The 26,356-nt window shown below is 69.9% G+C and carries 29 protein-coding genes; 21 read left to right on the top strand and 8 right to left on the bottom strand.

Annotated features, from left to right (window positions below):
- The 5 genes from VM681_01670 to VM681_01650 form a co-directional block, all read left to right on the top strand.
- On the top strand, nt 1–671 hold a 671-nt coding region (locus VM681_01670), incomplete at its 5' end, for a mevalonate kinase (protein HVL86707.1).
- Nucleotides 668–1,438, top strand: coding sequence for an isopentenyl phosphate kinase (locus VM681_01665; protein ID HVL86706.1), 771 nt, complete (start codon nt 668–670; stop codon nt 1,436–1,438). The genes VM681_01670 and VM681_01665, both read left to right, overlap by 4 nt.
- Before the next feature lie 37 nt (nt 1,439–1,475).
- Entirely contained in the window at nt 1,476–2,654 is a 1,179-nt protein-coding gene (gene fni / locus VM681_01660; GenBank protein HVL86705.1) for a type 2 isopentenyl-diphosphate Delta-isomerase, read from the top strand.
- 101 nt (nt 2,655–2,755) lie between these two features.
- Nucleotides 2,756–3,253, top strand: coding sequence for an Lrp/AsnC ligand binding domain-containing protein (locus VM681_01655; protein HVL86704.1), 498 nt, complete (start codon nt 2,756–2,758; stop codon nt 3,251–3,253).
- Between the two features lie 30 nt (nt 3,254–3,283).
- Nucleotides 3,284–4,006: a TraB/GumN family protein gene (locus VM681_01650; protein ID HVL86703.1), complete on the top strand. Its 723-nt coding sequence runs from the start codon at nt 3,284–3,286 to the stop codon at nt 4,004–4,006.
- Here VM681_01650 and VM681_01645 read toward each other — a convergent pair.
- From VM681_01645 to VM681_01630, 4 genes are read right to left on the bottom strand one after another with little or no spacing between them, the layout of a single operon-like run.
- Nucleotides 3,960–4,172 (bottom strand): hypothetical protein, encoded by a 213-nt coding sequence (locus VM681_01645; GenBank protein ID HVL86702.1) that lies wholly within the window; start codon nt 4,170–4,172, stop codon nt 3,960–3,962. The two genes, VM681_01650 and VM681_01645, sit on opposite strands and share 47 nt — an antisense overlap.
- Before the next feature lie 3 nt (nt 4,173–4,175).
- On the bottom strand, nt 4,176–4,976 hold the full coding sequence (locus VM681_01640; protein ID HVL86701.1) for a hypothetical protein: 801 nt from the start codon (nt 4,974–4,976) through the stop codon (nt 4,176–4,178).
- A 44-nt stretch (nt 4,977–5,020) separates the two neighbouring features.
- Nucleotides 5,021–5,362: a hypothetical protein gene (locus tag VM681_01635; protein HVL86700.1), complete on the bottom strand. Its 342-nt coding sequence runs from the start codon at nt 5,360–5,362 to the stop codon at nt 5,021–5,023.
- A complete protein-coding gene (locus VM681_01630) occupies nt 5,359–5,673 on the bottom strand; it encodes a hypothetical protein (protein ID HVL86699.1) in 315 nt (104 codons plus the stop codon). The genes VM681_01635 and VM681_01630 overlap by 4 nt, the downstream gene beginning before the upstream one ends.
- Before the next feature lie 135 nt (nt 5,674–5,808).
- Between VM681_01630 and alaS the strand changes: the two genes are divergently transcribed.
- On the top strand, nt 5,809–8,601 hold the full coding sequence (gene alaS, locus VM681_01625; protein ID HVL86698.1) for an alanine--tRNA ligase: 2,793 nt from the start codon (nt 5,809–5,811) through the stop codon (nt 8,599–8,601).
- A 1-nt stretch (nt 8,602) separates the two neighbouring features.
- On the opposite strand, the gene VM681_01620 is transcribed toward alaS, so the two are convergent.
- The gene (locus tag VM681_01620; GenBank protein HVL86697.1) at nt 8,603–9,037 is read right to left on the bottom strand and encodes an archease; all 435 of its coding nucleotides are present in this window, start codon (nt 9,035–9,037) and stop codon (nt 8,603–8,605) included.
- A gap of 4 nt (nt 9,038–9,041) precedes the next feature.
- Complete coding sequence (locus VM681_01615) at nt 9,042–10,511, bottom strand: RtcB family protein (protein HVL86696.1); 1,470 nt, start codon at nt 10,509–10,511, stop codon at nt 9,042–9,044.
- 77 nt (nt 10,512–10,588) lie between these two features.
- Here VM681_01615 and VM681_01610 point away from each other — a divergent pair, with 77 nt between their 5' ends.
- Nucleotides 10,589–11,476 carry a UbiA-like polyprenyltransferase gene (locus tag VM681_01610; protein ID HVL86695.1) on the top strand — a complete coding sequence of 296 codons (888 nt, stop codon included), beginning with the start codon at nt 10,589–10,591 and terminating at the stop codon, nt 11,474–11,476.
- Here the strand turns inward: VM681_01610 and VM681_01605 are convergent.
- Both VM681_01605 and VM681_01600 read right to left on the bottom strand, forming a co-directional pair.
- On the bottom strand, nt 11,470–12,249 hold the full coding sequence (locus VM681_01605) for an MTAP family purine nucleoside phosphorylase (protein ID HVL86694.1): 780 nt from the start codon (nt 12,247–12,249) through the stop codon (nt 11,470–11,472). The two genes, VM681_01610 and VM681_01605, sit on opposite strands and share 7 nt — an antisense overlap.
- A gap of 82 nt (nt 12,250–12,331) precedes the next feature.
- On the bottom strand, nt 12,332–12,628 hold the full coding sequence (locus VM681_01600; protein ID HVL86693.1) for a hypothetical protein: 297 nt from the start codon (nt 12,626–12,628) through the stop codon (nt 12,332–12,334).
- 125 nt (nt 12,629–12,753) lie between these two features.
- On the opposite strand from VM681_01600, the gene VM681_01595 reads away from it, so the two are divergent.
- The 14 genes from VM681_01595 to VM681_01530 all read left to right on the top strand — a co-directional run.
- A complete protein-coding gene (locus tag VM681_01595; protein ID HVL86692.1) occupies nt 12,754–13,698 on the top strand; it encodes a TFIIB-type zinc ribbon-containing protein in 945 nt (314 codons plus the stop codon).
- A gap of 47 nt (nt 13,699–13,745) precedes the next feature.
- Nucleotides 13,746–14,756, top strand: coding sequence for a Gfo/Idh/MocA family oxidoreductase (locus VM681_01590; GenBank protein ID HVL86691.1), 1,011 nt, complete (start codon nt 13,746–13,748; stop codon nt 14,754–14,756).
- Nucleotides 14,753–15,373: an acyltransferase gene (locus tag VM681_01585; protein ID HVL86690.1), complete on the top strand. Its 621-nt coding sequence runs from the start codon at nt 14,753–14,755 to the stop codon at nt 15,371–15,373. The genes VM681_01590 and VM681_01585 overlap by 4 nt, the downstream gene beginning before the upstream one ends.
- Complete coding sequence (locus tag VM681_01580) at nt 15,370–16,722, top strand: nucleotide sugar dehydrogenase (GenBank protein HVL86689.1); 1,353 nt, start codon at nt 15,370–15,372, stop codon at nt 16,720–16,722. Before VM681_01585 ends, VM681_01580 begins: the two co-directional genes overlap by 4 nt.
- Entirely contained in the window at nt 16,719–17,576 is an 858-nt protein-coding gene (gene galU / locus VM681_01575; GenBank protein HVL86688.1) for a UTP--glucose-1-phosphate uridylyltransferase GalU, read from the top strand. Before VM681_01580 ends, galU begins: the two co-directional genes overlap by 4 nt.
- Entirely contained in the window at nt 17,573–18,223 is a 651-nt protein-coding gene (locus tag VM681_01570) for a DapH/DapD/GlmU-related protein (GenBank protein HVL86687.1), read from the top strand. The genes galU and VM681_01570 overlap by 4 nt, the downstream gene beginning before the upstream one ends.
- Before the next feature lie 3 nt (nt 18,224–18,226).
- Entirely contained in the window at nt 18,227–19,339 is a 1,113-nt protein-coding gene (locus VM681_01565; protein HVL86686.1) for a DegT/DnrJ/EryC1/StrS family aminotransferase, read from the top strand.
- 5 nt (nt 19,340–19,344) lie between these two features.
- Nucleotides 19,345–20,355, top strand: coding sequence for a Gfo/Idh/MocA family oxidoreductase (locus VM681_01560; protein HVL86685.1), 1,011 nt, complete (start codon nt 19,345–19,347; stop codon nt 20,353–20,355).
- 30 nt (nt 20,356–20,385) lie between these two features.
- On the top strand, nt 20,386–22,263 hold the full coding sequence (gene asnB / locus VM681_01555) for an asparagine synthase (glutamine-hydrolyzing) (GenBank protein ID HVL86684.1): 1,878 nt from the start codon (nt 20,386–20,388) through the stop codon (nt 22,261–22,263).
- Nucleotides 22,264–22,357: 94 nt separating this feature from the next.
- Entirely contained in the window at nt 22,358–22,729 is a 372-nt protein-coding gene (locus VM681_01550) for an NADH-quinone oxidoreductase subunit A (protein HVL86683.1), read from the top strand.
- A 4-nt stretch (nt 22,730–22,733) separates the two neighbouring features.
- Nucleotides 22,734–23,264, top strand: coding sequence for an NADH-quinone oxidoreductase subunit NuoB (gene nuoB, locus VM681_01545; protein ID HVL86682.1), 531 nt, complete (start codon nt 22,734–22,736; stop codon nt 23,262–23,264).
- Between the two features lie 5 nt (nt 23,265–23,269).
- Nucleotides 23,270–24,001: an NADH-quinone oxidoreductase subunit C gene (locus tag VM681_01540; GenBank protein HVL86681.1), complete on the top strand. Its 732-nt coding sequence runs from the start codon at nt 23,270–23,272 to the stop codon at nt 23,999–24,001.
- Nucleotides 23,995–25,143, top strand: a complete 1,149-nt coding sequence (locus tag VM681_01535) for an NADH-quinone oxidoreductase subunit D (GenBank protein HVL86680.1) — start codon at nt 23,995–23,997, stop codon at nt 25,141–25,143. Before VM681_01540 ends, VM681_01535 begins: the two co-directional genes overlap by 7 nt.
- Nucleotides 25,144–25,147: 4 nt before the next feature.
- Nucleotides 25,148–26,356 (top strand): complex I subunit 1 family protein (locus VM681_01530; GenBank protein ID HVL86679.1); only part of this gene is annotated, 1,209 nt, incomplete at its 3' end.

Here is a 26,356-nt window from a genome sequence, read left to right as displayed (position 1 = left end):
GCTCCTCGGCCGCGCTCTCGGTGGCGACGGTCGCCTGCCTGTCGGCGCTCTCGGGCAAGATCGAGGAGGCGGAGATCGCGCGGCGGGCGTTCGAGACGGAGCTTGCCGCGCAGGACGGCCGCGCGAGCCCGACGGACACGAGCATCGCCACGCACGGCGGCGGCATCCTCCTCGACACGTCGGAAGGCGCGGGTCACCTGTGGAGCTTCTCGCGCAACGACCGGACCTGGCACGTGCACGACCAGCCGGTCGCGCCCCTGTCGCTTGTTATCGGCAACGTGGGCCGGCGGGCGCCCACCGGCGAGATGGTCGCCAAGGCGGCCACGTTCGTGCAGCGCTCGTCCTTCGGCCGCGACGTCGTGCGCGAGATCGGCCAGGTCGCGCGACGCGGCCGCACGGCGCTCTCGCAGGGCGACCTTCCCGCCCTGGGCGAGTGCATGAACCGTGCGCACGATCTCCTGACGATCCTTGGGGTCTCGACGCCGCAGCTCGACGCCCTCGTGCAAGCGTGCCGCAAGCGAAGCTTCGGCGCCAAGCTCACGGGCGCCGGCGGGGGCGGCTGCATGGTCGCCCTCACGGACGCGCCGCGCGAGGTCGCGCGCATCGTGGAGGAGCGCGGCGCGCTGGCCTACGTCTTGTCGGTGCCCGAGCCGGGGGTCCGGATCCAATGATCCTCGTCAAGCTCGGCGGAGGGCTCATCGCGCCCAAGGGCGCGCGCCAGGTGGCCGACACGGCCGTGATCCACGCGCTCGGGCGCGAGCTTGCCAAGGCGACCGAGCCGCTCGTCGTTATCCACGGCGCCGGCTCCTTCGGCCACACGCTTGCCAAGAAGCACGGGATCCACCAAGGGCTCGTGGACCGCTCCCAGCTCGGCCCCCTCTCGGAGATCCATCTCGACATGCGCCTCCTCAACGTGCAGGTGCTCGAGTCCTTGGGCGCAAGCGGCCTCCACCCCGTCGCGATCCCGCCGTACCCCGTGGCCGCCAACCGCGACGGAAAGCTCGCGTTCCTGGACGTTTCCCCCTTCGGCCACGCGCTCGACCTCGGCCTCACGCCGGTCACGCACGGCGATCTCGTGCACGACGAGTTGCGCGGCGTTTCCGTCCTCTCGGGGGATGACATCGCGTGGTGGCTTGCGCGCGAGACGAAGCCCTCGCGCGTCGTCTTCGTGACCGACGTCGACGGCATCTTCGACCGCCCCCCGGAAGAGCCCGGCGCCCGCCTCGTTCCGTCGTTTGCGCCCGACGAGCTGCGCCGCCAGAGCCTCGCGGGCGCGCGAGGGCCCGACGTGACCGGAGGGATGGCCGGCAAGGCCCGCGCCATCGCAACGATCGCGGAGCTTGGGACCCCGGTCTGGGTGGTCAACGGCCGTCAGCGGGGGCGACTGTCCGAGGCGCTCCAGGGCGGGCGGCCCGTGGGGACCGTCGTCACGCCCTAGGCGAACGTTTTTAGAGCGGACCTAGCGTTTGCCCGCCGTGGCCAAGACGACCCGCCGCCGGAAAGCGCGCTCCTCCGGCAAGGCCGCCGCGCCGAAGGACTACGCGACCGCCAAGGCCACGATCAACCGCAAGGAGGAGCACGTCCTCATCAACGTGAAGGACGACGTCGCCTCGCGGCACGATTTCTTCCGGGACCTCACGCTCGTCCACGAGGCGCTTCCCGAGGTCGACCACGCGGACGTCGACCTTTCGCTCACGTTCCTTGGCAAGCGGCTTGGCGCGCCCATCATGATCGCCTCCATGACCGGGGGCTATCCCGACGCCGAGCGGATCAACCGCAACCTCGCCTACGCGGCCTCGCAGCACGGCCTCGCGCTTGGCGTGGGAAGCCAGCGGGCCGCGCTCAAGAGCCCCGAGATGCGAAGGACCTACACCTCCGTCCGCGACCACGACGTTCCCTTCGTGGCCGCCAACATCGGCGCGCCGCAGCTTCTCGAGCAGAAGGACGGAAAACCCCTCTCGCGCGACGACGTCCAAAGCCTCGTCTCCATGCTGGAGGCCGACGCGCTCATCGTGCACTTGAACTATCTGCAGGAGGTCGTGCAGCCCGGCGGGGATCTTGCCGCCCGCGGCGCCATCGGAGCCATCGCGCGCCTTCGCGAATGGGTCGACGTGCCCCTCATCGCCAAGGAGACCGGGGCGGGACTCACGAGGCGCACGGCGGCGCTCCTTTCCCGCGCGGGCGTCGCCGCGATCGACGTGGGCGGCCTCTCCGGCACCACGTTTGCGGCCGTCGAGCTCGTCCGGGCGCGGCGCGAAGGCGAGGAGAAGCTCGCGCGCCTGGGGGAGCTGTACCGGGACTGGGGCGTTCCGACTCCGGTGGCCGTCCTCGAAGCGGGGCGCACGGGGCTTCCCGTCGTCGCGACGGGGGGCGTAAAGGACGGACTTTGCGCGGCAAAAGCTCTGGCGCTTGGGGCGACGATGGCCGGCATGGCCGGCGCGGCCCTTCGCGCGGCCGTCAAGGGCGAGAAGGAAGGCGCCGCGTTCCTCCAGACGGTGCTCGACGAACTGCGGACCGCTCTCTTCCTAACGGGTACGGCCAAGCTGTCCGACGCCGCCCGGATTCCCGTCGTGGCCGCCGGCCCGACGGCCGATTGGCTCCAGGCGTTCGGATACGACCCGGCGGCGCTCTCGGCCGGTCGCCTCGACGCGTGACGCCCGCCCGCGTGGCGGGGACCTCGCCGTTTCATTTTCCAAGATTGATAGAACTTCGTTAGGAAACGATTTTAGGTGTGCGGACGGTGCGGTGTCGAGGAATGGCGATCGAAGAGCTCTTTTTCGTCCGAGCGCACGCCGCGCAGGTCCGCGAAATCTTCCAAGCCCTCTCCTCCGAGCCGCGCGTGCGGCACGTCGCCATCACCACGGGCGCGTGGGATCTCTTTGCCCTTGTTTCGGGCGGCGACCGCCCGGATCTCGACCGCTTCCACCTCGAGCTCCTCGCGCGGCCGGGCATCGAGGCCGTGGAGCGCAACCCGGTCGAAAAACGGTGGGAGAACCCGGGCGGGTCCGAGAAGACGATCCAGGCGTGGACCATCGTCCGCACGCGAGCGCGCGAGCTCACCTTCCAGGACCTCCAGGGCGTCGAGAACATCCACGAGGTCCTCTCCACCGCGAGCACGGACGTGCTGGCCCGGTTCTCGGGCGACTCCTTCGAGGAGGTCCACAACCGCGTGCTCGAGGGCGTCGGACGGGCCGGCGGCGTCGAGCGGACGACGACGTTCCTTTCGACGCAGCGGCGGAAGCGGTCGCCGTAGCTTTTAACTCCGGCGCCGTTTCGAAAGACCGTGATCACGCTCCTTGGCACCGCCCACGTCGTGGATCTGCGCGAGCGCCTGCGGGCCGAGATCCGCACCCGGCGCCCCGCCGTGGTGGCCCTTGAGCTCGATCCGCCGCGCCTGGCCGGGCTTCTGAACCCCCAACGCTCCGGGAAGGCGCCCGCCGTCTACCGGCTGCTTGCCAGCTTCCAGCGCAGGCTTGCGGCGGAGCGGGGCATCGAGCCGGGCAGCGAGATGAAGGCGGCCTACGAGATCGCGCGCGAGATCGGGTCCGGCGTGGCGCTCATCGACGTCGACGTCCGGCAGACCTTCGCGCGCCTGTGGGCCCAGATGCCCTGGGGGGAGCGGGCGCGGTTCTTCCTGGCGGCGCTCGCGGGCTTGTTGCCCGGGCGCGCGGACCTCGACCGGCAGATCGAGCAGGTGTCGGCCGACTACGCCTCCTTCTTCGAGTCGCTGGGCGCCCAGTTCCCCACGGTCAAGCGGGTGCTCATCGACGAACGCAACGAGCACATGGCCAAGGCGCTTGCGGACCTGTCGGCGGGGGGGCTCGACGTGGTGGCCGTGATCGGGGACGGGCACGTGGACGGCGTCGCGGCGATCCTTTCGGGGCGCGGGGTTGCGGTCGAGCAGTTGCGGCTTCGGGAGCTGCGCGGCGAGATCGCGACCTCGTCGGCCGGCTTCTCGGTCACCGTCGAGAGCCCGAACGGGAAAGCTCCGCCAGGGAATGCCTGACGTCCTCGAGGAGCGCCATGGCCTGCTCGATGTGGCGCAGCTTCTCCTCCGGCGAGCCGGCCTCGTGCGCCCAGCGAAGGAGGGTGGCGACGTCGTCGAGGTTCTTGTTGACCGACAGCGTGAGCGCGTCCACGAGAAGCCGGTCGTTGTCACGGGGATCGGGCATGGCTCAACCCCCCCGCGCCGCGCGCATGTCGGCTTTGTCGTTGGCGTCGAAGTCGTTGGGGATGTTCTCGACGTCCAGCAGGTTGAGGACGGCGCTGGACTCGACGGCCCAGTACATGACGCTGCGGGTGTTGGTGCTGTGCTTCTCGTGCTCCGGGTCCTCGCGCGCGGTGATCATGGGGATGCCGTTGTTGACGAGTCCCACGATGTGGCCGAACTCGTGCACGAGCACGGCGCCCTCCAGCGCCCGCTCCCGCGGCTTTGGGGACAGCGACGGCACGGGCAGCGGCGCGTCGTCGGAGCGCGACGTGTCGCGGATGTTGCCCTTGAACATCACCACGCTTGATCCGCGGTAGGCGGCCGCCAGGGTCTTCGCGGAGGCGTCGAGGTCGCGGGCGAACCCGCCGTCGAGGTACAGCACGTACAGCACGGCCGTTCCCTCGCCGCTGAAGCGGCTGCGGTGCGCGCGCTCGAGCGCGCGGATCTCGTCGAGGGTGTACTTGTGCCCGGCGCCCCGGCCGGGAACGCCGCCTTCGAGGTTGATCTCCACGTTGCCGCCCTTTGCGGTGTTCTCGGAGATGCGTTGGCGCAGCATCTGCAGCGCCGCGTCGTTGGGCGCCGCGCCGGAAACGTAGTCGAGCTCGACGTACAGGCGCGCGTAGCGCGCGTTCGAGAGGTAGTCGAGCGCAAGCTCTCCCGCGGCCGTGCGGTCCTCGCGGGAGAACAAGCCCGTCGGGTCGGTGCAACCTGCCAGGACCGTCGTGACGGCCAGGAGGGAGAGCACGGCCGCGCGCCGGGGCAGCATGGCGGCGCGCCATCGGGGGTCGGCCGCTTCAACGTTTCGATCGGTCACGTGCCGCCGGCCGCCCGGTCGAAGCGCGACGACGACACGATCGAGGCGATGCCCGTGAGGCCAACGGCGATGAGCACCACGCCGAGGATGGTCGGCTGCAGGAAGATCGGGCTGTCTCGCGAGAGGTCCGCCGTGTAGCGGATCGCGTCCGCGATCGAGGCGACCGCGATGCCCGTGATGATGGCCGCCATCGTGATCCGGAACAGGCTGTGGCCCGCGTTGAGGCGCGAGGCTGAGCGCTGCGCGCGGGCGTCGTTGGCAAAGGCGAGGGCGATCAGGATGAGGTTCGTGGCGATGACCGCCTGGATGACGAGCACCGCGTTTGTCATCTCGCTCACGCGGCGACCCCCCGCGGGGCGTCGTCCTTGGGCGGCCAGGTGGCCGATTCGATGAGGACCACGCCGACATAGTACAGGGGGAAGGCGCCCAGCTTGATGGCGTCGGCGAGCTGGTCGGAGAACGTCCCTCCCGTGATGCTCACGAACACGCCGGCAGCCACGAGCAGAAGCCCGGCGCGCAGGCGGTGATGCTGCCGCTTCATGCGCTCGGTCGAGCGCTTGGCCTCGGTGAGGCTCCAGAAGGACATGAAAAGGCCCATGACAAGCGCGGCAAGGAGGATGTCGAGAAACGGGAACAACGCCTTGAGCATCCTCTCGTACCCTCCTTCCCAGGCCGGGATGTTTACGACAGCATATTTCTAGCTTTCGAATTCCGAGGGTGGAAACGCGGCGCGGTAGGGCGAGGGGTTCAAGAGGCGAAGCGCGCGATACCGGCCGGCGCTGCCATGACCGTCTCCGGCCTGGACAAGGAGTACCAGCTCGAGTTCTTCCGCCGGAACGGATTCGCGCGGAAAACCTGCGCGTCCTGCAAGTATCCTTTCTGGAGCCAGGACGCGGCCCGGACGCTGTGCGGCGATCCGCCCTGCGCGGAGTACGATTTCCTCGGAAGGCCCGCCACCAAGCGCCGGTACACGCTCTCGGAGATGCGCGAGACGTACCTGTCGTTCCTGGAGAAGCGGGGGCACGCGCGCGTCCCGCCCTACGGCGTGGTCGCTCGCTGGCGCGACGACATCTACCTCACGATCGCCTCCATCGCGGTCTTCCAGCCCCAAGTCACCGACGGCTCCGCCAAGCCCCCCGCCAACCCGCTTGCCATCTCGCAGCCGTGCATCCGCTTGAACGACCTCGACAGCGTGGGAAAGTCCGGACGCCATCTGACGACGTTCGAGATGATGGCCCACCACGCCTTCAACTCGCCCCAGAAGGAGATCTACTGGAAGGACCGGACGGTCGAGCTGTGCCACGAGTTCCTCACGCGCGAGCTTGGCATCGACGGAAAAGAGGTCGCCTACAAGGAGAAGCCCTGGGCCGGCGGCGGCAACGCGGGCCCGGCCTTCGAGGTGCTCGTCCGCGGGCTTGAGGTCGCGACGCTCGTGTTCATGAACCTCGCCGCCGACCCCGACGGGCCCATCGAGCTCTACGGCGAACGCTACGCGCCGATGGACCTCCGCGTCGTCGACACGGGGTACGGCCTCGAGCGCCTCGCCTGGATCTCCAACGGGGCCCCCACGATCTACGAGGCGCTGTGGCCCGAGCTCGTCCGCGAGCTCACGGTCGCCGCCGGCCTCGAGCGCACGCTGTCCGATCCGCGCCTTGCGCAGATCCGGACCGAGAGCGCGCGCCTGGCCTCCATGGTGGAGGTGGACACGCATGGCAAGCTTCGCGAGCTTCGCCGCCGCGTGGTGCAGCGTCTGGGCGAGCGCGGCGTGCGGACGACCGTCGAGGAGATGGAGCAGGTCCTTGCGCCCCTCGAGCGCATCTACGCCATCGCCGACCACACGCGCTGCCTTGCCTTCCTCCTGGGCGACGGCGTCGTCCCCTCGAACTCAAAGGCGGGCTACCTCGCGCGCCTGGTCCTTCGGCGAACGCTCCGCATGATCGACGAGGCGAAGCTTCCCCTGTCGCTTGCCGCCATCGTCGACCGGCAGATCGCGGCGCTTGCCAAGGACTTCCCGCGCCTGAAAGCCGCGCGCGAGGACGTGCTCGACCTCGTCCGCCACGAGACCGAGCGCTACCGCGAGGCCATGGAGAAGGGCGGCAAGCTCGTCGAGCGCGAAGCCCGAACCGGGGGCCTCACGCCCACGCGGCTCGTGGAGCTCTACGACTCGCACGGCCTTCCGCCCGACCTTGTCGCCTCGGTCGCCGCCCGGCACGGCGTCGCGGTCGAGGTTCCCGACGATTTCTACGCGAACGTGGCCCAACGCCACGCGGCCGAGCGCAAACCCAAGGCGAAAGCGGCCGTCGACAAGGCCGTGGCCGCGCTTCCCAAGACGCGCCTCCTCTTCTACGAGACGCAGGAGACAAAGGAGTTCGACGCCGTGGTCCTGCACGTCAAGTCGGGCACCGCCGGCGCCCCGGACGAGGTCGTGCTGGACCGCACGGCGTTCTTCGCCGAAACCGGCGGCCAGCCGGCCGACGGGGGCGTGCTCTTCGAGGGCGGCGAGAGCGTCGAGGTCGTCGACGCGCAGATCCGCGACGGCGTGGTCTTCCACGCCATCCGGGGCGGCCGCCTCAAGCGGGGCGCCATGGTGAAGGGGCGCCTCGATTGGGGCAAGCGCATGGCGCACCTGCGGCACCACACGGCCACCCACATCCTGCTTGCAGCCGCAAAGCGCGTGCTTGGGCCCCACGTGTGGCAGACGGGCGCGCAGAAGGGCTACGAGCAGAGCCGCCTCGACGTCACGCACCACCGGCGCATCACGGACGAGGAGATCCGACAGATCGAGCAACTGGCGAACGTGGTCGTGCTGGAGGACATGGCCGTCGAGCGCATGTGGATCGACCGCATGGAGGCCGAGCGGCGCTTTGGGCTCCAAATCTACCAAGGCGGCCACGCGGTCGGCGGCACGCTTCGCGTCGTCCGCATCAACGACTACGACGTCGAGTGCTGCGGCGGCACGCACGCGCGCAGCACCTCGGAGGTCGGACCCATCAAGATCCTGCGCGCCGAGCGCATCGCCGACGGCGTCGAGCGACTCGTGTTCTCCGCCGGGCTTGCCGCCGTGCGCCGCATCCAGGAGCGCGACGGGATCCTGCGCGAGTCCGCCGAGGTCCTCGCGGCCAAGCCCGAGGAGCTGCCCAAGGCGATCGCTCGCCTTTCCGAGGAGAGCCGCGCTCTTCGCAAGGAGCTGGAGACGTTGCGCAAGGAGAACGCCCGCCTGCTCGCCGCCGGCCCCGGCACGGCCACGGCAGGCGGCGGGGACGTGGGCGGCGTCCGGGTGATCGTCCTCCCGAAGGCCGCCGAGCGCTTGACCGATCTCGTGGCGCAAGCGCGCAATTTCACGGGCCAAGGATCGTGCGTGGCGATCCTCGGCTCCGCCGACGGCGGCCTGGTGCTCGCCGCAACCCCCAGCCTGGGCCTCGACCTTCGCCCGATCTCGGGCGACGTCTTTGCCGCGCTGGGCGGAAAGGGCGGAGGCAAGGAGGACTTCCTCCAAGGCAAGGGCGATCCGGCCAAGGTGGAGGGAGCCGCGCAGAAGGCGCGCGCGCTCGTCGAGCCGCTGCTCGCCAAGCGCTAGCCTACACGTCCAGAACGACTTGCGCGCGCCATCCGCCCTCGGGCGCTCGCGCAAGCTCGAACTTGTGCCACGTGATCGCCTTCACGTCGACGACCGTGGCGTGGCGCGAAGGATCGATCGTCTCGCCCGTCGCGTGGCCGTCGAGCTCCCACCGGCCGTTCCTCTCGCCCACGCGGATCGCAAAGCCCGAGAGGAGGAGTCCTTCGGCGTCCTTGAGGTACACGATTTCCTCGAGGAAGGCGTGCAGGAGCGCCTCGGGCGATTCGGCCGACAGCGCGATCTCGCGCTCGACGGCCGCGCCGATCGACGCGAGGTCCCGGACCATGGCCTCCGTCACCGCGCGGCCGGCGGCCTCGAAGAGCTCCGCGAGCGTGCGCCCCTCTGCGGCAAACGCGAGGTCCGCCCACGCGAGGTCGTCGAGGAATCGGTGCGGCACGCGGCTACCCCTTCACGTTTCCAATGGGCACGAACTTCACGACCTTGCGGGAGAGCCCCGCCTGGTGCGTCGCCTCGATGACCTCGTCCACGTCCTTGTACGCCGCGCCGGCCTCCTCCGCAAGCCCGGCGAAGCTCGCGCTTCGAACGTAGATCCCGCGCGCTTCCATCGAGCGCGCAAGCTCCTGTCCGCGGAACGTGTGCTTGGCCTTGGTGCGGCTCATGGTGCGACCCGAGCCGTGGCCCGTCGAGCAGAAGGTGCGCGCGGCGCCGGCGGCGCCGGCGAGGAGCCACGAGCCCGTCTCCATGCTGCCGCCGATGATGACGGGGCTGCCGTCGGCGGCAAAGCGCGCGGGGATCTCCGGGCGTCCGGCGGGGTAGCTTGCCGTGGCGCCTTTGCGGTGCACGATGAGCTTCCGCCGGCGCCCCTCGACTTCGTGCTCCTCGATGCTTGCGCGGTTGTGCGACACGTCGTACACCTGGCGCAGTCCCAGGTCCTCCGCGTCGGTCCCGAGGATCTCCGAGAACACCTCGCGGATGCGGTGGAGGATGACCTGGCGGTTGGCGAAGCTCATGTTGACGCCGCAGGCCATGGCCGCGTAGTAGTCCTGGCCCTCCTGGCTCAAGAACGGCGCGCAGGCGAGCTCGCGGTCCACGACCTGGATTCCGAACTTGCGCTCCATCGCGGGGAGGAAGACGTTCAGGTAGTCCGTCGCGACCTGGTGGCCAAAGCCGCGGCTCCCGCAGTGGAACATGATCACGATCTGGTCCGGGAAGAGGCCCCACTTGCGCGCGAGCGCCTCGTCGTGCACGGCGTCCGGGCGAACGTGCTGGATCTCGAGGTAGTGGTTGCCGCTTCCAAGCGTGCCGATCTGGTTTGCGCCCCGGTCGACCGCGCGCTGCGAGACCTTCGACGCGTCGGCCGTCCCCATGCGGCCGCCAAGCTCGGTCGCCGCAAGATCGTCCTCCCACCCAAGCCCGCGGTCCACGCACCAGCGCGCACCCTCCGCGAGCGCCGCGCGGAACTCGTCCTTCGAGACCTTGACAAAGCCCGTCGAGCCCACGCCGGCGGGGACGCGCGCATAGAGCCGGTCGACGAGCTCGCGAATGCGCGGGCGAACGTCGCCGAGCGTGAGGTCGGTGCGCACGAGGCGCATGCCGCAGTTGATGTCGAAGCCGATGCCCCCCGGGCTGATGACGCCCGTCTCCGCGTCCATGGCGGCCACGCCGCCGATGGGAAAGCCGTAACCCGAATGACCATCGGGCATGCAGTAGGCAGCCTCGACGATTCCGGGCAGCGTGGCCACGTTCGTGATCTGCTCGTAGACGGTCGCGTCCATCTCTCGCAGGAGCTTCTCCGAGGCCACGATGCGGGCGGGCACGCGCATGCCGGGCTTCGCCGTCGCGGGCACCTGCCACTCGTGCGGCGAGAGGCGCGTGAGCCGAACGCCGGCGATCTCGAGGGCGCGCTCCATCGCCTCTCGGGAAACCAGCCGCAAGGATAAGCCTTGGCATGCGACCGGTTTTAGTACGCCTCGCGCCTTGCCGCGTCGTGCCGCGACCGTCGCTTCGCGTCCTGCTCGAATTCGTGAAGATCGAGCACTCGCTCTTCGCGCTGCCCTTCGTGCTGGCAGGCGTCGCGCTTGGATTGCGCGCCGAGGGCCTCCCCGCCTTCTCGAACGAGGGTCTGCGCATCCTCGCGCTGGCCCTCATCGCCGCCGTCGCGGCGCGCACGGGCGCCATGACCTTGAACCGCATCGTGGACGCCGCCATCGACGCGCGAAACCCCCGCACGGCCGCCCGCGCGCTGCCGGCGGGCGCGCTCACGATGCGCCAGGCGTGGGCGCTTGCAATCGCGTCCTTCGCAGCGCTTGTGGCCGCCGCGGCGCTCTTGAACCCCCTCGTCCTCGCCCTCTCCCCCGTCCTCGTCGCCCTGTTCTTCCTCTACCCGTACACGAAGCGCTTCACCGCGTGGTGCCACTTCGTCCTCGGCCTTGCGCTTGGCGCCGCGCCCGTCGGCGGCTTCCTTGCCGTCACGGGCACGTTTGGGAGCGCCGAGCCCGCGCTTCTCCTGGCGGCATTCGCCACGCTGTGGGTCGCGGGCTTCGACGTGATCTATGCCCTCCTCGACGTCGAGGTCGACCGACGCGAGGGCCTCCACAGCGTGCCGGCCCGCTACGGCGTCTCGGAAGCCCTCGTCTTCTCCTCGACGCTGCACGTGATCATGCTCGTGCCGCTTGGCACGCTCACGCTGTTCTTCCTGCCGCTCTCGTCGGCCATGATCGCGGCGATCGTGGCCATCGTCGCTCTCCTTGCGGTCGAGCACTACCTTGCGGATCCAAACGACCCCGCGAAGGTCAACCGCGCGTTCTTCGCGGTGAACGCCGTGCTCGGGTGGGTGCTTCTGGCCGGCGTGCTCGGCTCGCTTGCGGGCTATTGACGCCGCGCGCGGGGAGCCTTCGTCGTCGCGCCGATCCGCGCCTTTTCCGCCGCCTCGCGGCATCCGCACGCGCGCCGCGCCGGCAGCGCGAGAAGCGCGGCAAGGATCGTCTCGCGCACTCGCTTCTCGCTTCGGCGGGCGTTGCGCAGCACCTCGTCGATGGGAAGGCTCCTGGCCAATCCCGCCGCGGGGTTGCTCACGACGCACAGGCTCGCGTAGCAGAGGCCCTTCTCGCGCGCGAGCACGACCTCCGGGTAGCCGGTCATGCCCACGACGTCGGCCACCTGCGAAAGGAGGCGGATCTCCGAGGGCGTCTCGAGCCGGGGCCCTTGCGTGCACGCGTACACGCCCTCGCGCGCGGCGGGTCGCGCAGCGGCAAGGAGCGCCTTTCGCGCCTGCGGGCAATAGGGCTCGGTCATGTCCACGTGCACGGCCTCGTCGTCGAAGAACGTGGCCGCGCGACCGGAGAAGTCCACGAAGTCGCTGGGAACGACGAACGTGCCGGGCTTCCAGTCGAGGTGCAGGCTTCCGACCGTGTTCACGGCAAGCACGCGCTCGACGCCGCAGGCGGCCAAGGCCCACACGTTGGCGCGGTGCTCGACGCGGTGCGGCGGGCGCTGGTGCTCGGAGCCGTGGCGCGCAAGGAAGAAGATCGTGCGGTCCTTGCGCTTGCTCGCCGCGACCTCGACGGGGCCCCACGGCGTGTCGACGGGAAGCGTCTCCCCGCCGGTGAGATCGTAGAACCCCGTGCCGGCGATGACGCCAAGCTTCATGAGGCGGCGAGCGCGGCGCGGCTAGAAATACCCGCCGAGGGGCATGTATACGTATGTATACATGTGTATACGTCGGCGGCGCTCACGGCGCCGGGCGCGTCCGCACGGCGCCCTCGAGCCAGTCGCCGATCCACGCGCCGATCACAAAGAGGAGCGAGAGAACGACCACGCTTACGATGAAGCCGAGCACGTCCTGGCCGGAAGCAAAGCCCACGGGCGAGAGGTCGACGACGAAACCGACGAGGGCAAACAGGATTCCCAGCACCACGCCGACGAGAAGCGCCGTCTTGAACAGCCCGACCTTGTCCTGGCGCCCGGGCGTCACGTAACCGTACACGATGCCGAACAGGAACACGACAAGACCCCAAGGAACTGCCATCGGCTCACCGCCGCCAGCAACGCGTGCGCCGCTGCTTGAGGCTGTGCGACGAGCCGCGCGACGGCGGGGCGTCCGTGCGCCTGGCGACGCGAAATCCTTTTCACGGCGACCCGCATGCGGGTTCGATGGCCACCGCGACGCGGGCCGGATTCTCGACGTTTGCGTCCGGCATGCTCGCCTTCTTCCTCTACTGGCTTCCCGTCTCGGCGCTCCTTGCGCTCGACGGCGTGCTCGCGGTGATCGTGCTCGGCGACGTCGATCCGCTGTCGCACTGGCCGCACGACCCGCTCGCGTTCTACGGCGCGTTCCTGCGCGCGCTCGTGCCCGCGCTCGTGGACGCGGCGATCGTCGTGGCGGCCTTTGGCGGCGTGGCCGCCATGACCCGGGATCTTCTCGACGGCAAGCCCGCGCGCGCGGCGACGGGCTTTGCCACGTTCCTCCACCGCGGCCGCGAGCTTGTCGAGTGCGGCATCGTCGTGGCGCTCGTTCTCTTCGTGGGCGTCGCCGGGCCCCTGCTTCCCGCGCTTGGCGCCGTGTACCTCAACGCGACGATGGGCACCGTCTTCCTGTACGCGGGGCTTGCGGCGGGCCTTGCGATCGTATTCCTCACGTTCCGCCGCTTCATGTTCGCGCCCGGGCTTGTCGCCACGCGGGGGCTCTCCGCCCCGCTGGCTCTGCGCGAGAGCGGGCGCATCGCGCGCGCGACGCGCAACGGGTTGTTTGCGATCGAGCTTTCGATCGTGCTTGCGATCGTCGCGTTCATCGCGGCCGTGCCGGCGACCGTCGCGTCGGTGGCCGAGGGCCGCGCGAGCATGGCGGGGCTTGCCGCAAGCGTCGTGGCCGGAGCGCTCCTGTGGCCGCTCATCCCCGTGGCCGTGTCGCGCTGGATGCTCGACCACGAGCGGGGAGGGCTTGCCCCGGCGGAGCCCGTCGTCGGCCGGCCGACGCTGTCGGGCGAGGAGCGGGAGACCTCGTGCCCGCGCTGCGGGACGCGCACGCGCTTTGTGGCGCGGGCCGGCGGCGGGGAGGCGCGCTGCGCAGCGTGCGGGCTTTCGGGCCGCGTCGTGTAGCCGCCGGGAGTATCCTATTTAAGCCTTCGCGGGGTTCCCGCGGTCGTATGGCCGCTCCCCGCGTGGCCGTGGTCGGTCTTGGGGCCATGGGCATCAACCACGCGCGCGTGTACCACGACATCGGCGCGCGGCTCGTGGCCGTCTGCGACCTCGACGAGTCCCGCGGCAAGACGGCCGCGCAGCGGTACCGCTGCGACTACGTGAAGGATTTCAGCGAGCTCCTCAACGCGCGCGGCGTCGACGCCCTTTCGATCGTGACGCCTACCGAGCACCACCACGCCTTGGCCAAGGCCGCCATCGAGGCCGGCAAGCACGTTCTCGTGGAGAAGCCGCTGTGCGACACGCTTCCCAAGGCGCGCGAGCTCGTGGAGCTTGCGCGCGCCAAAGGAGTCGTGCTCGCGGTTGGCCACGTGGAGCGGCACAATCCGGTCGTCGCGGCGGCCAAGCGCCTCATCGCCTCGGGCGAGGTGGGCGAGGTCCTCTCGATCTCGGCGCGGCGCGTGAACCGCAACGTGGAGGGCCGCGTGAAGGACGTGGGCGTCATCCTCGACCTTGCGATCCACGACCTCGACGTCATCCGCTACCTCGTGGGCGGCGATCCCGAGTTCGTGTTCGCGACGGCCATGCCCGCGCCCGGCGGGCGCCACGAGGAGCGCGCGCAGATCCTCCTTCGCTTCCCCGGCGGCGTCACGGCCGTGGTCGACACGAACTGGCTTACGCCGCGCAAGGTCCGCAGGCTCGCGCTCACCTGCTCGAAGGCCTACGTCGAGGCGGATTACATCCTCCAGACGCTCGAGGTGTCCACCTCGCGCGCCGGCGCGCCGCCGGAGGACAACCTCTTTGCCATGCCGCTTGAGCACGACGTGCGCACGCACCAGATGAAGGCCGCCGAGCCGCTGGCCGCCGAGCTTCGCGACTTCCTTCGCGCCGTGGAGACGGGCGCGCGTCCGCTTGTCCCCGGCGAGGACGGGCTTGCCGCGCTTGCGATCGCGCACGCGGCCCTTCAAAGCGCGGCCAAAGGGAGGCCCGTCGCGCTGTCCGAGGTGCTCGCGGCGTGAACGCCATCCGGTACGGGGGGACCGTGGTCGGCGAGGGCACGATCCTCGGCGAGGGCGTGGTGCTCGGCGCGGCCGGCAAGCCGGAGATCGAGCACCTGCGGTCCGGCTCCATGGACAAGGTGCGCGGGGCGCGCATCGGACGCCACTGCATCCTCCGGAGCCACACGGTCGTGTACTCGGGCGCCACGCTTGCCGACCGCGTGCAGACGGGCCACTACGTCCTCGTCCGCGAGGACACGACGATCGGGGAGTCGACGCTCGTCGGGACGCGCTCCATCGTGGAGGACCGCTGCGCGATCGGCGCGCGCGTGAGCCTCCAGAGCATGGTCTACGTTCCCACCTTCAGCGTGATCGAGGACGACGCGTTCGTCGGCCCCAACGCCGTCCTCACGAACGACAAGCAGATGGGCCGCGGCGCGTTCAAGCTCGAAGGCGTCACGATCCGGCGCGCGGCGCGCGTGGGCGCCAACGCAACGCTGCTACCCGGCGTCGTGATCGGCGAGAACGCGGTGGTGGGCGCCGGCGCCGTCGTGACGCGCGACGTTCCCGCCAACGCGGTGGTCGCCGGCGTGCCGGCCCGTCGCATCGGCGAGGTGCCGCCGGAGGAGCGCAAATGAAGCCCTACGGCCGCGCGCGCGCCGAAGTGTCGCGCGCGTTTGCGCAAGGCGACGTGCGCGTGGCCGTGTACGGCCTCGGGAAGATGGGGCTGCCGCTTGCCGCCTGCTTTGCGCAAGCCGGCGCGCGCGTCACGGGCGTGGACGTGGACCGCGCGGTGGTGAAAGCCGTCGCGGCGGGCCGGTGCCACGTCGCCGGCGAGCCGGGGCTTCCGGAGGCCGTCGCGTCGGCCGTTCGCGAAGGAACGCTCACCGCGACCACCGACGGCGTCGCCGCCGCGCGCGCGGCGGACGTCCACGTCATCCTCGTTCCCACGCTCCTCACGCCCCGAAAGCGCCCGGACCTTCGCGCCGTGGAGGCCGTCGCAAAGACGATCGCGCGCGGCATCGAGCCCGGCTCGCTTGTCGTGCAGGAGAGCACGCTTCCGCCGGGCACCACCGACGGCCCGCTTGTGTCCTGGCTCTCGGACAAACGCGCCAGGCCGGGGCGCGACGTCGGCCTTGCGTTCTGCCCGGAGCGGACGGCAAGCGGTCGCGCCCTCCGCGACATCACGGAGAGCTACCCGAAGGTCGTGGGCGGCCTCGACGAGGCAAGCGCGGAGGCGGCCGCCGGCATCTACGAGGTCGTCAACAAGAAGGGCGTCCTCGTCGTCTCGTCCGCGCGCGTGGCCGAGGCCGTCAAGGTCTTCGAGGGCGTCTACCGCGACGTCAACATCGCGCTTGCCAACGAGCTTGCCGCCTACTGCGAAGGCATCGGAATCGACGCCATGGAGGCCATCCGCGCAGCCAACACGCAGCCCTACTCGCACCTCCACACGCCCGGCGCCGGCGTCGGAGGCCACTGCATCCCGGTGTACCCGTACTTCGTCATGGGCCGCACGCCCACGCCGCTTCTTGCGACCGCGCGCAAGGTGAACGACGCCATGCCCGCGCACGCCGTCCTTCTCCTCAAGGAGGGCCTCGCGCGGCACGGTCGCACGCTGCGCGGGGCGAAGATCCTCCTGCTCGGCCTTGCGTACCGCGGAGGCGTCGCCGAGACCCGATACTCGCCGGGCGTGCGCATCGGCCGGATCCTCAAGGCCTCGGGCGCGCGCCTGTCGGTGCACGACCCGGCCGTCGGGCCCACCGCCGAGCTTCGCGCGCCGCGGGGCAAGCCGCAGGAAGGCGGATGGGACGGCATCGTCGTGGCGACCGACCACGCCGAGTACGGAGCGCTCGACTGGCCCGGCGTCGTGGCCCGCATGCGCACGCCCGTCGTCGTGGACGGCCGGAGGGTCGTGCCCCAGGACGCCGTGCGCGCAGCAGGCGGCAGCTACTACGCCGTCGGGCTTCCGCGGGAGGCGGGACCGTGAAGGCGGTCATCCCCGCGGCGGGCCTTGGCACGCGCTTTTTGCCCATGACAAAGACGATCCCCAAGGAGATGCTCCCGATCGTCGACAAGCCGGCCATCCAGTACGTCGTCGAGGAGGCCGTGGCCAGCGGCTGCGACGACATCGTCATCGTGACCGGGCGCCACAAGCGCGCCATCGAGGACCACTTCGACCGCGCCTTCGAGCTCGAGCACCACCTGACCGAGCGGGGCGAGAAGGACCGCGCGGCTTCGATCCGCCGCATCGGCGAATCGGCCGAGATCCACTACGTTCGCCAGAAGGAGCCCCGGGGGCTGGGGCACGCCATCTGGTGCGCGCGCAAGCACGTGGGCGACGAGCCCTTCGCCGTGCTCCTGGGCGACGACGTGTACGTCGGCGAACCGCCGGCCACCAAGCAGCTCCTCGCGGTGCACGCCCGCTTGTCCGCAAGCGTCATCGCCGTCGAGGAGGTGCCCGAAGAGCGCGTCCACCTCTACGGCATCGTGAAGCCCGGCCGCTCCGCAGGAACGGGCGTCTCCGAGGTCGAGGACGTCGTGGAGAAACCCTCCGCCGGGTCGGCGCCAAGCCGCCTTGCCGCAAGCGGCCGGTACATCTTCACGCCCCGCCTCTTCCAGGCGCTGTCGGAGGCCAAGCCCGATGCGCGCGGGGAGATCCAGCTCGCCGACGGCCTCCGCATCCTCCTCAAATCCGAGAAGGTGTACTGCTCGAAGTTCACCGGCCACCGCTTCGACATCGGCAACCGGCTGGACTGGCTGAAGACGAACCTCGAGATCGCCATGATGCACGCCGAGCTTCGCGAGCCGCTGCGCCGGCACCTGAGCGGGCGGTGGCAATGAAGCCCGTCATCGGCCCCAAGGTCACGCTTGGCCCCGGCTCCGAGGTGGGCGACTTCTGCGAGATCGGGGTTCACCCCTTGCCCGACGCGCCGACGCACATTGGCGCGCAGGCACGGATCCGCTCCCAGACCGTGATCTACGCGGGCAACCGCATCGGCGACCGCTTCCAGACGGGGCACGGGGCGCTCGTGCGGGAGGAGAACGCGATCGGAAACGACGTGAGCGTGGGCTCGCATTCGGTCGTCGAGCACCGCGTCCTCATCGAGGACGGCGTGCGCGTCCACTCCAACTGCTTCGTGCCCGAGTACACGATCCTGCGGCGCGGCGCGTGGATCGGACCGGGCGTCGTGGTCACAAACGCCCGCTACCCGCGCGACCCCGCCTTCAAGGCCGCCCCGCACGATCGCTCCCGGCGCGACGACACGATCCGCGGACCGGAGGTCGGCGAGGACGCGATCGTGGGCGCCGGCGCGATCCTGCTTCCCGGCGTTACAATCGGAAACCGCGCGTTCGTGGCCGCCGGCGCCGTCGTCACGCGCGACGTGCCCCCGGGCGCGGTGGTCGCCGGCAACCCCGCGCGCGTGGTCAAGCGGATCGACGAGCTCTCCTGCCCGCCCGAGCACGGGCATCGACCCTACCGGTGGTGACAGATGAAGGTGCGCATGGCCCAGATGCACGTGGACGATGCGACGCGACAGGCCGTCCTCCGCGTGCTCGAGAGCGGACGATGGATCCACGGACCCGAGGGCGAGGCGTTCGAGCGCGAGTTCGCCCGCATGCTGGGCGCCCGCCACGCGGTCGTTTGCGCCAATGGCACCGTGGCGCTGTACATGGCCCTCTGGGCGCTTGGCATCCGCCCGGGCGACGAGGTCGTCGTGCCCTCGTTCAGCTTCGTGGCGACGGCGACGCCCGTGGTGGCGCACGGCGCCAAGCCCGTTTTCGTGGACGTCCGGCCCGACACGTACACGCTCGACGTGATGCAGGTCGAACGCGCGATCACGGCCAAGACGCGCGCGATCGTTCCCGTCGACCTCTACGGGCATCCGGTCCCCGAGATCAAGCGTCTGCAGGAGATCGCCGACGAGCGGAACATCCCCGTCCTGGAGGACGCCTGCCAGGCGCACGGCGCCACCTTGAACGGCCAGGCGTGCGGAACCTTCGGCAAGCTCTCCGCCTTCAGCTTCTACCCGAGCAAGAACATGACCGTCGCCGGCGACGGCGGGGCGCTTGCGACAAACGACGACGACCTCGCCACGAAACTCCGCATGCTGCGCGACGCGGGGCGGAGGCCGGGCGCCAAGTACGACCACGACGTCGTGGGGCTCAACTTCCGCCTCTCGGAGATGCAGAGCGCCGTGGGCCGCGTGCAGCTTGCGAAGCTTCCCGAGTGGAACGAGGCGCGCCGCCGGAACGCGGCGGAGCTCACCAAGCGTCTCACGGGAACGCCCGGCATCACGCTTCCGATCGAGACGCCCGGCGCCCGGCACGTCTACCACCAGTACGTGATCCGGGTCGACGGCCCGGACGGGTCCGCCCGGGACGCTCTTGCCGCGCACCTGCGCGAGCGGGGCGTCGAGACCATCATCCACTACCCGGTGCCGATCCACGAGCAGCCTTGGGCTCGCGCCGCGTACGGCGAGCTTGCGCTGCCCAACTCCTCCCGCGCGGCGCGCGAAGTTCTCTCGCTGCCCGTGCATCCGAAACTCACGCCCGAGGACGTGGCGCTCGTGGCCGAGGGCGTGACGAGCTTCCGGCGGAGGTAGCGGCGGTGCACGTGGGCCTCGTGGGTGTCGGCGCCTGGGGGCAGAACCACGCGCGCACGTGGGGCCGCATGCTCGCCGCCGGCGAGATCGACGGGCTCTCGATCTGCGACGTGGACCGGGCGCGAGCCCAGGCGCTTGCCGACGAGGTCGGGGGAACGGCCGTCTTCGAGGTGCGGGCCCTCCTTGACGATCCCACGGTGGACGCGGTCGACCTCTGCACGCCCACGCCCACGCACCATGCGCTTGCAAGCCAGGCGATGGAGGCGGGCAAGGACGTGCTCGTCGAGAAGCCCCTTGCGGGCACGCCGAAGGAGGCCAACGATCTCGTCGCGATCGCCAAGGCGCGCGGCCGCGTGCTCCTGTGCGGCCACCTGTTCCGGTACCACCCCGGCATTGAGGCGGCGCGCGCCATGATCGCGCGCCACGAGCTTGGGTCCATCCGGTACTTCCTGTCCAGCCGCCAGGCTTTTCGAGCCCCGCGCGCCGACATGGGCGTGCTGGAGGCCCTTGGCGTCCACGACGTCGACCTGTTCTGTTGGCTTCTGGGCGTGGACTACCCGCGCTCCCTGCACGCCTCGATCGGCGCCTGGAACGGCCCGGGCGTCGACGAGGTCGCCATGCTGTCCATGGACTTCGGCGGCGCGAAGGCGTGGGCGTGGCAGTCGTGGCTTTCGCCGGGCGCGGCGGGCAAGGAGCGCAAGCTCACGATCGTGGGCGAGCGCGCCACCGTCGAGATCGACTACCTTCGGCTGGACGCCGTGCGCGTCACCCCTGCGACGATCGCGCGGAAGGGAGACGACCTTGTCGCCGACGCCGGCGCCACGCGCGAGGTGCGGACGGCGGGCCACGAGCCGTTGATGGCCGAGCTTCGCGATTTCGTGCGATGCGTTCGGGAACGCGCGCCTCCGCGCGCCGACGCCGACGCGGCCGCGCGCGCCGTCGTCATGATCGAGGCGGCCCTCGAGAGCGCGCGCACGCAACGGCCGGTGACGTTCCCCGGCCCTCCCGGCGCATGATTTAAGACCACGCCGCGGCTAGTCAAGCCCGTGTGCGGCATCGCCGGCTACGTCGGCTTCGAGGACAAGCCGTTGCTCCGCCGCATGTGCGACGTCCAGGCGCACCGGGGCCCCGACGACGAGGGGCAGTTCCACGGCGTGGCGGCGGGGCTTGGCAACCGTCGTCTTGCGATCGTCGACATCGCCGGCGGCCATCAGCCGATCCCCAACGAGGACGAGTCCGTCTGGATCACCTACAACGGCGAGGTCTACAACCACCACGAGCTGCGCGCGGAACTTGAGACGCTTGGCCACCGGTTCCGGACGCGAAGCGACACCGAGGTGCTCGTGCACGCCTACGAGGCCTGGGGCGACGACTTCGCCTCGCGCCTCAACGGCATCTTCGCGGCCGCGATCTGGGACGCGCGCCGCAACCGGCTCGTGCTCACGCGCGACCCGCTGGGCGTCAAGCCCTTGCACTACACGTTCGTGGACGGCGGGCTGCTGTTCGCCTCCGAGATGAAGGCGCTCCTCCAGCACGACGGCGTCCGGCGCCGGCTGAACCGTCGAGCGCTCAAGCTCTTCCTGCACCAGTTCTACGTGCCGGGCGAGGAGACGTTCCTCGAAGGCATCCGGCGCCTCAAGCCCGCCCACCAGCTCGCGTGGGAAGCGGGCAAGGTCACCACGCGCCGTTATTGGATGCCCGCCGTCGCGCCGGAGGATCGGCCGGAGGAGCACTGGATCGAAGCGACCCGCAACGCGTTGGAGGCAAGCGTGCGTCGCGAGCTTCAGGGCGAGGTGCCCATCGGCGTCATGCTCTCGGGCGGGATGGACTCGACGACCCTTGTCGCCCTCATGAGCCGCCACTGGAAGGATCCCATCCACACGTACACGGTGAATTTCGGGACGGACGAGGACGAGGGCGCCGACGCGCGCATGGTGGCCGAGCACTTCGGCACGCGCCATCACGAGCTCACGTACGATAACGACGAAGGCCTCCGCCGCCTGCCGGAGATCCTCTGGCACATGGAGGAGCCGCGCATGCAGGCGGGACCCACGTTCTTCCTCGCCCAGACCGCGCGCGCGCACGTGAAGGTGCTCCTCTCCGGCATCGGAGGCGACGAGTTCTACCTCGGCTACCAGCGGGACTTGAACGCCGTGCGGCGGTGGAAGATGCCCCGCTACGTTCCCCGCGCCGTGCGTTCGGCCGTGTCACGTCTTCCGATGCCCACGGACAGGACCGAGCGCATGCGGAACTTCGTCGCCGCCGCCGACGATCCGCCCTCGCTCTACGAGGCGTTTGCGCCCACCGGACCCCTCACGAGCCGCGAGGAGCGGGACGTCCTTGGCGACGGCCTGCTGCTGGAGCCGATCCGCCCGTCGGACGCGTACCGCCCGTACTTCGAGGCCGCCCCGGACGTCGAGTTCCCCACGCAGGCGCTCCTCGTGCAGATGCACACCTACCTCCCCGACGACATCCTGCTCATCGCCGACCGCATGCTTGCGGCCCACAGCGTGGAGGGGCGGGTCCCGTTCTGCAACAAGGACGTGGTCGAGCTCTCGTTCCGCATCCCGCACGCGATGAAGGCCGCGCGGCAGAAGCACATCCTTCGCTCGGCCATGCGGCGCATCCTGCCCGACGCGATCGTGCAGAACATGCGCAAACGCGTGTTTGGAGCCCCCATGTGGCACTGGTATGAGACGGGCATGCGCGACGTCGCCCGTCGGCTCCTCACGCCCGCGAGGCTGGAGAAGCACGGCTACTTCCGTCCCGAGTGGGTGACGCGCATGCTCGATCGGCCCGTGGACCGTTCCCGCGAACGGGAGTACGCCCACCTGTGGAACATCCTCTCGTTCGACGTCTGGCACCGGGTCTTCCTGGAAGGCGATCCGCGGGCAAGGCCCGGCGCGCTTTCGGACCTCGCCTGAGACCAGCGGTGCCGCCCGTTTTGGCGCGCTTCCCCGCTCGGGAGCAACCTTCATCTACCCTAGCCTGCATGCCGCTCTTGCCCCGGGTATTTAAATGGCAGACGTCCTGTTCTCGTACCTGCCCGTAGCGGTTCTACTAGTCCTTGCCGTCGCCATCGTCTTTGTAACCCTGAACGTCGGCAAGGTCCTGGGCCGTCCCTACCGCCCCGGCGCCTTGAAGAAGTCCACCTACGAATGCGGCGAGGTCCCGTTCGGAAGCGCCCGAAGCCAAGTGGACATCCAGTACTACCTGTACGTCCTCCTGTTCCTCGTCATCGACGTGGAGATCGCCTTCCTCGTCATCTTCGCTACCACCTTCGCGACGCTTGCCTTCTGGGAGATCGTCGCCATGGTCCTCTTCACGGTCCTCATCCTCGACGGCTGGCTGTACGCGTGGAAGAAAGGCGCCCTCGAATGGGCACGGTGAACCCATGGTGCGCGTCATCCTGGAAGGCGAGGAGGAGAAGGGCAACATCCTGTTCGCGACCCTCGACCAGCTCATCAAGTGGAGCCGCGCCAACGCGCTATGGCCCATGCAGTTTGGCCTTGCCTGCTGCGCCATCGAGATGATGGCCACCGTGGGCGGCACCTACGACATCGCGCGTTTCGGAGCCGAGGTGTTCCGCGGCTCCCCGCGCCAGAGCGACCTCATGATCGTGCCCGGCACGGTCTGCAAGCGCATGGCCCCGCGCATGAAGGTCCTCTACGAGCAGATGCCCTCGCCCAAGTACGTGCTCGCCATGGGAGGCTGCGCCACGACGGGCGGCCCGTATCAGAACAGCTACAACACGGTCATGGGCGCCGATCGCGTGATCCCCGTCGACGTCTACGTTCCGGGCTGCCCGCCGCGACCGGAAGCGCTGCTCGAGGGCATCATGCTCCTGCAGGAGAAGATCAAGCGGTCCAAGGAGCCGGCCTTCACGGGGTTCCAGTTGTCGCGGCTCTTCGCGACGGAGGCGTAGAGCCGATGGCGCAGGAGCCCCCCTCGAAGGAGCCCACCACGGTGCGGCCCGGCGCCGCCGAGGAAGCCGCGCGCACGCGCGGACCCATCGAGCCCGTGCCGCGCCCGCCCTCGCCAACGCCCCCGAAGGCGCCCGCCGCGCCCGCCAAGAAGGACAAGGTCCCGGAGCCCGCGCAGCCGCCCGCCGGAAACGTGGCCCGGTTCGAGAAGGAGGCGGCCGACCTCATCCTGGAACGCACGCCCCAGTGCGACCAGTGGAGCTTCACGATCAAGCCCTCGCGCATCGCCGACGCGGCCTCGCACCTGCGCTCGCTCGGGTTCGACCACCTGGCCTGCCTCACGGCCGTGGACTACCTCGACCCCGAGGTCGCCAAGGCGAACTATCCCCCGGGCAGCAACCCGCCGGACGGCCCTCCGCGCATCGAGGTCGTCTACAATCTCTTCTCCTACGAAAGCCGTGAGCGCGTGGCGCTCCGAGCCAAGCTTCCGCGCGACGCGCCGCATCTTCCGTCCATCGCCCACCTCTGGAAAGCGGCCGACTGGCTCGAGCGCGAGGTGTACGACCTCTTCGGCGTGCGCTTCGACGGCCACCCCGACCTCCGCCGCATCCTCCTGCCCGACGGCTGGACGGGCCACCCCCTTCGCAAGGACTACGACCGCACGAAGGAGCAGTTCGTGAACCTCGACCCCGAGACGGGCGAGGACACGGTCTCCTTCGAAGAGGGTAAGGGGTGGTGAGCGTGGCCGCGCAGCTTCCTCCGCCCACGCAGATCGAGAAGCACTTGCAGATCAACTTCGGCCCCCAGCACCCCTCGACGCACGGCGTGCTGCGCTTGAAGGTCGTCCTCGACGGCGAGATCGTGGAGCGCGTCGAACCCGTCATCGGCTATCTGCACCGCGGCAGCGAGAAGCTTGCCGAGGACGGCACGTACCTGCAGTGGATCCCGTACACGGACCGGCTCGACTACCTCGCCGCCATGCACAACAACTGGGCTTGGGTGCAGGCGGCCGAGAAGCTCCTGGGCACGAAGATCCCCGATCGGGGCGAGGCGCTCCGCGTGATCGCGGCCGAGCTCAATCGCATCGCGAGCCACCAGGTGTGGCTTGGCACCTTCGGGCTTGACATCGGAGCGCTCACGCCCTTCTTCTGGTGCCTGCACGACCGCGAGATCGTGCTCGGCCTTCTCGAGGAGATGTGCGGCGCTCGCCTCACCTACAGCTACTTCCGTTTCGGCGGGGTCAGGCGCGACGTCGGCCAGGAGTTCCTCCTCCGCGCGCGACGGTACGTGGCCTACCAGAAGGGCCGCATCGAGGAGTACAACAACCTCCTGCGCGACAACGACATCTTTCTCCTGCGCACGCAGGGCGTCGGTCGCCTGCCCCTTTCCCTCGCGAAGGAGTACGGCGTGACGGGCCCGGCCGCCCGCGCAAGCGGTCTCGATTGGGACCAGCGGCGCGACGAACCCTACGGCATGTACGACCGGCTCGACTTCGACGTGCCCACGCGGCCAGACGGCGATTGCTTTGCGCGCTACGACGTCCGCATCGAGGAGATGCGACAGTCCTGCCGCATCCTCGAGCAGGTGCTCGAGACGGTCCCCGAAGGACCCTACGTGGCGCCGGAGATCGGCGAGCGCGCCAAGCAGAACCGCGTGAAGCCCCCCAAGGGCGAGGTGTACGCCCGCATCGAGGGCGCGCGCGGCGAGTACGGCGTGCTCCTCCTCTCGGACGGCACGAACAAGCCCTACCGGGTCAAGTGGCGCGCGCCCACGTTCAGCAACCTTTCCGTGCTTCCCGCGATCGCTCCGGGGCTCAAGATCCCCGACCTCATCGCCACGCTCGGGAGCATCGACATCGTCCTTGGCGACATCGACCGGTGAACCCATGGGAATCGCAAGCGACCTCGCGCAGTTCCTGATCTTCGTCCTGGACCGGCTTCTTGCCGTCCTCCGTGAGGGCGACCTCTACGGAGCCTCGCGTGGGCTCTTCGTCTGGATCGCGGAGAAGCTCACGCTTGGATGGCTTCCCGACTGGGTGTTCACCGGGCTCGCGTTCGTGCTGATGGCGTTTCTCGTGCTCATCGTGGTGCTCACGGTGGCGCCCGGCTTCACGTGGATCATGCGCAAGGTCATGGCGCACATCCAGAGCCGCATGGGGCCCATGTACGTGGGACCGCACGGGCTCATGCAGCCCATGGCCGACGGGTTGAAGCTCGTCATGAAGGAGGACATCATCCCCGCGCGCGCCGACCCGTTCGCGTTCCGCGTGGCGCCGTACCTCGCGCTCGTGCCGGTCATGGCGGCCTTCGCCGTGATCCCGTTTGGCAAGGGCCTCATCCTCGCGGACGTCTCGACGGGCATCCTCTTCCTCATCGCCATCTCCTCGGCCGGCCCCCTGGGCGAGATCCTGGCCGGCTGGGCGAGCAACAACAAGTTCGCCATGATCGGCGGCCTCCGCGCCGCGGCGCTCGACGTCTCCTATGAGATCCCCATGATCCTCACCGCGCTTGCGGTCGTCCTCATGGCCGGCAACCTCTCCATGAGCGCCATCGTCGAAGCGCAGCAGCCCTGGTGGTTCGCGCTCATGCTGCCGCTGGGCGTCGCCGTGTTCCTCGCGTCGGCGCTTGCCCGCATCGGCGTCGTGCCGCTGGACCTTCCCGAGGCCGAGAGCGAGCTTGTGGCCGGGTACTTCACCGAGTACAGCGGCATGCGCTTTGGCACGTTCTTCCTGGGCGTCTTCGCGGGCATCTTCCTCATCGCCGCGCTCACGGTGACGCTGTTCTTCGGCGGCTGGACGCCGCTTCCGGTCTTCCCGACGCAGACCGTCTTCGCCGGTTTCGTCGTCGTCGGCGGCACCTTGTTCCTGGCGACGTACCTGCTATCGCGCCCTGATGCGCGGGCCGTCGGCTTCTTCGCCGCGGCGTTGAGCCTTGCCGGCTGGGGGCTTGTCTCGTGGTATCTCGTGCAGGGCCTGCACGGCGGCTTTGCGACGCTCCTTTGGCAGTACTGGATCTTCGGCGCGCCCGACTGGATGGCCATCGTCCTCACGCTTACCGGGCTGGGTCTTGTCGCGGCAAGCGGGCTCTACTTCCTG

This window comes from Candidatus Thermoplasmatota archaeon, assembly GCA_035541015.1.
In the GTDB taxonomy this organism is placed as follows: domain Archaea; phylum Thermoplasmatota; class SW-10-69-26; order JACQPN01; family JAIVGT01; genus DATLFM01.
Note: the sequence above shows the minus strand (reverse complement) of the source record. Positions and strands in the feature narration are given on the sequence as shown.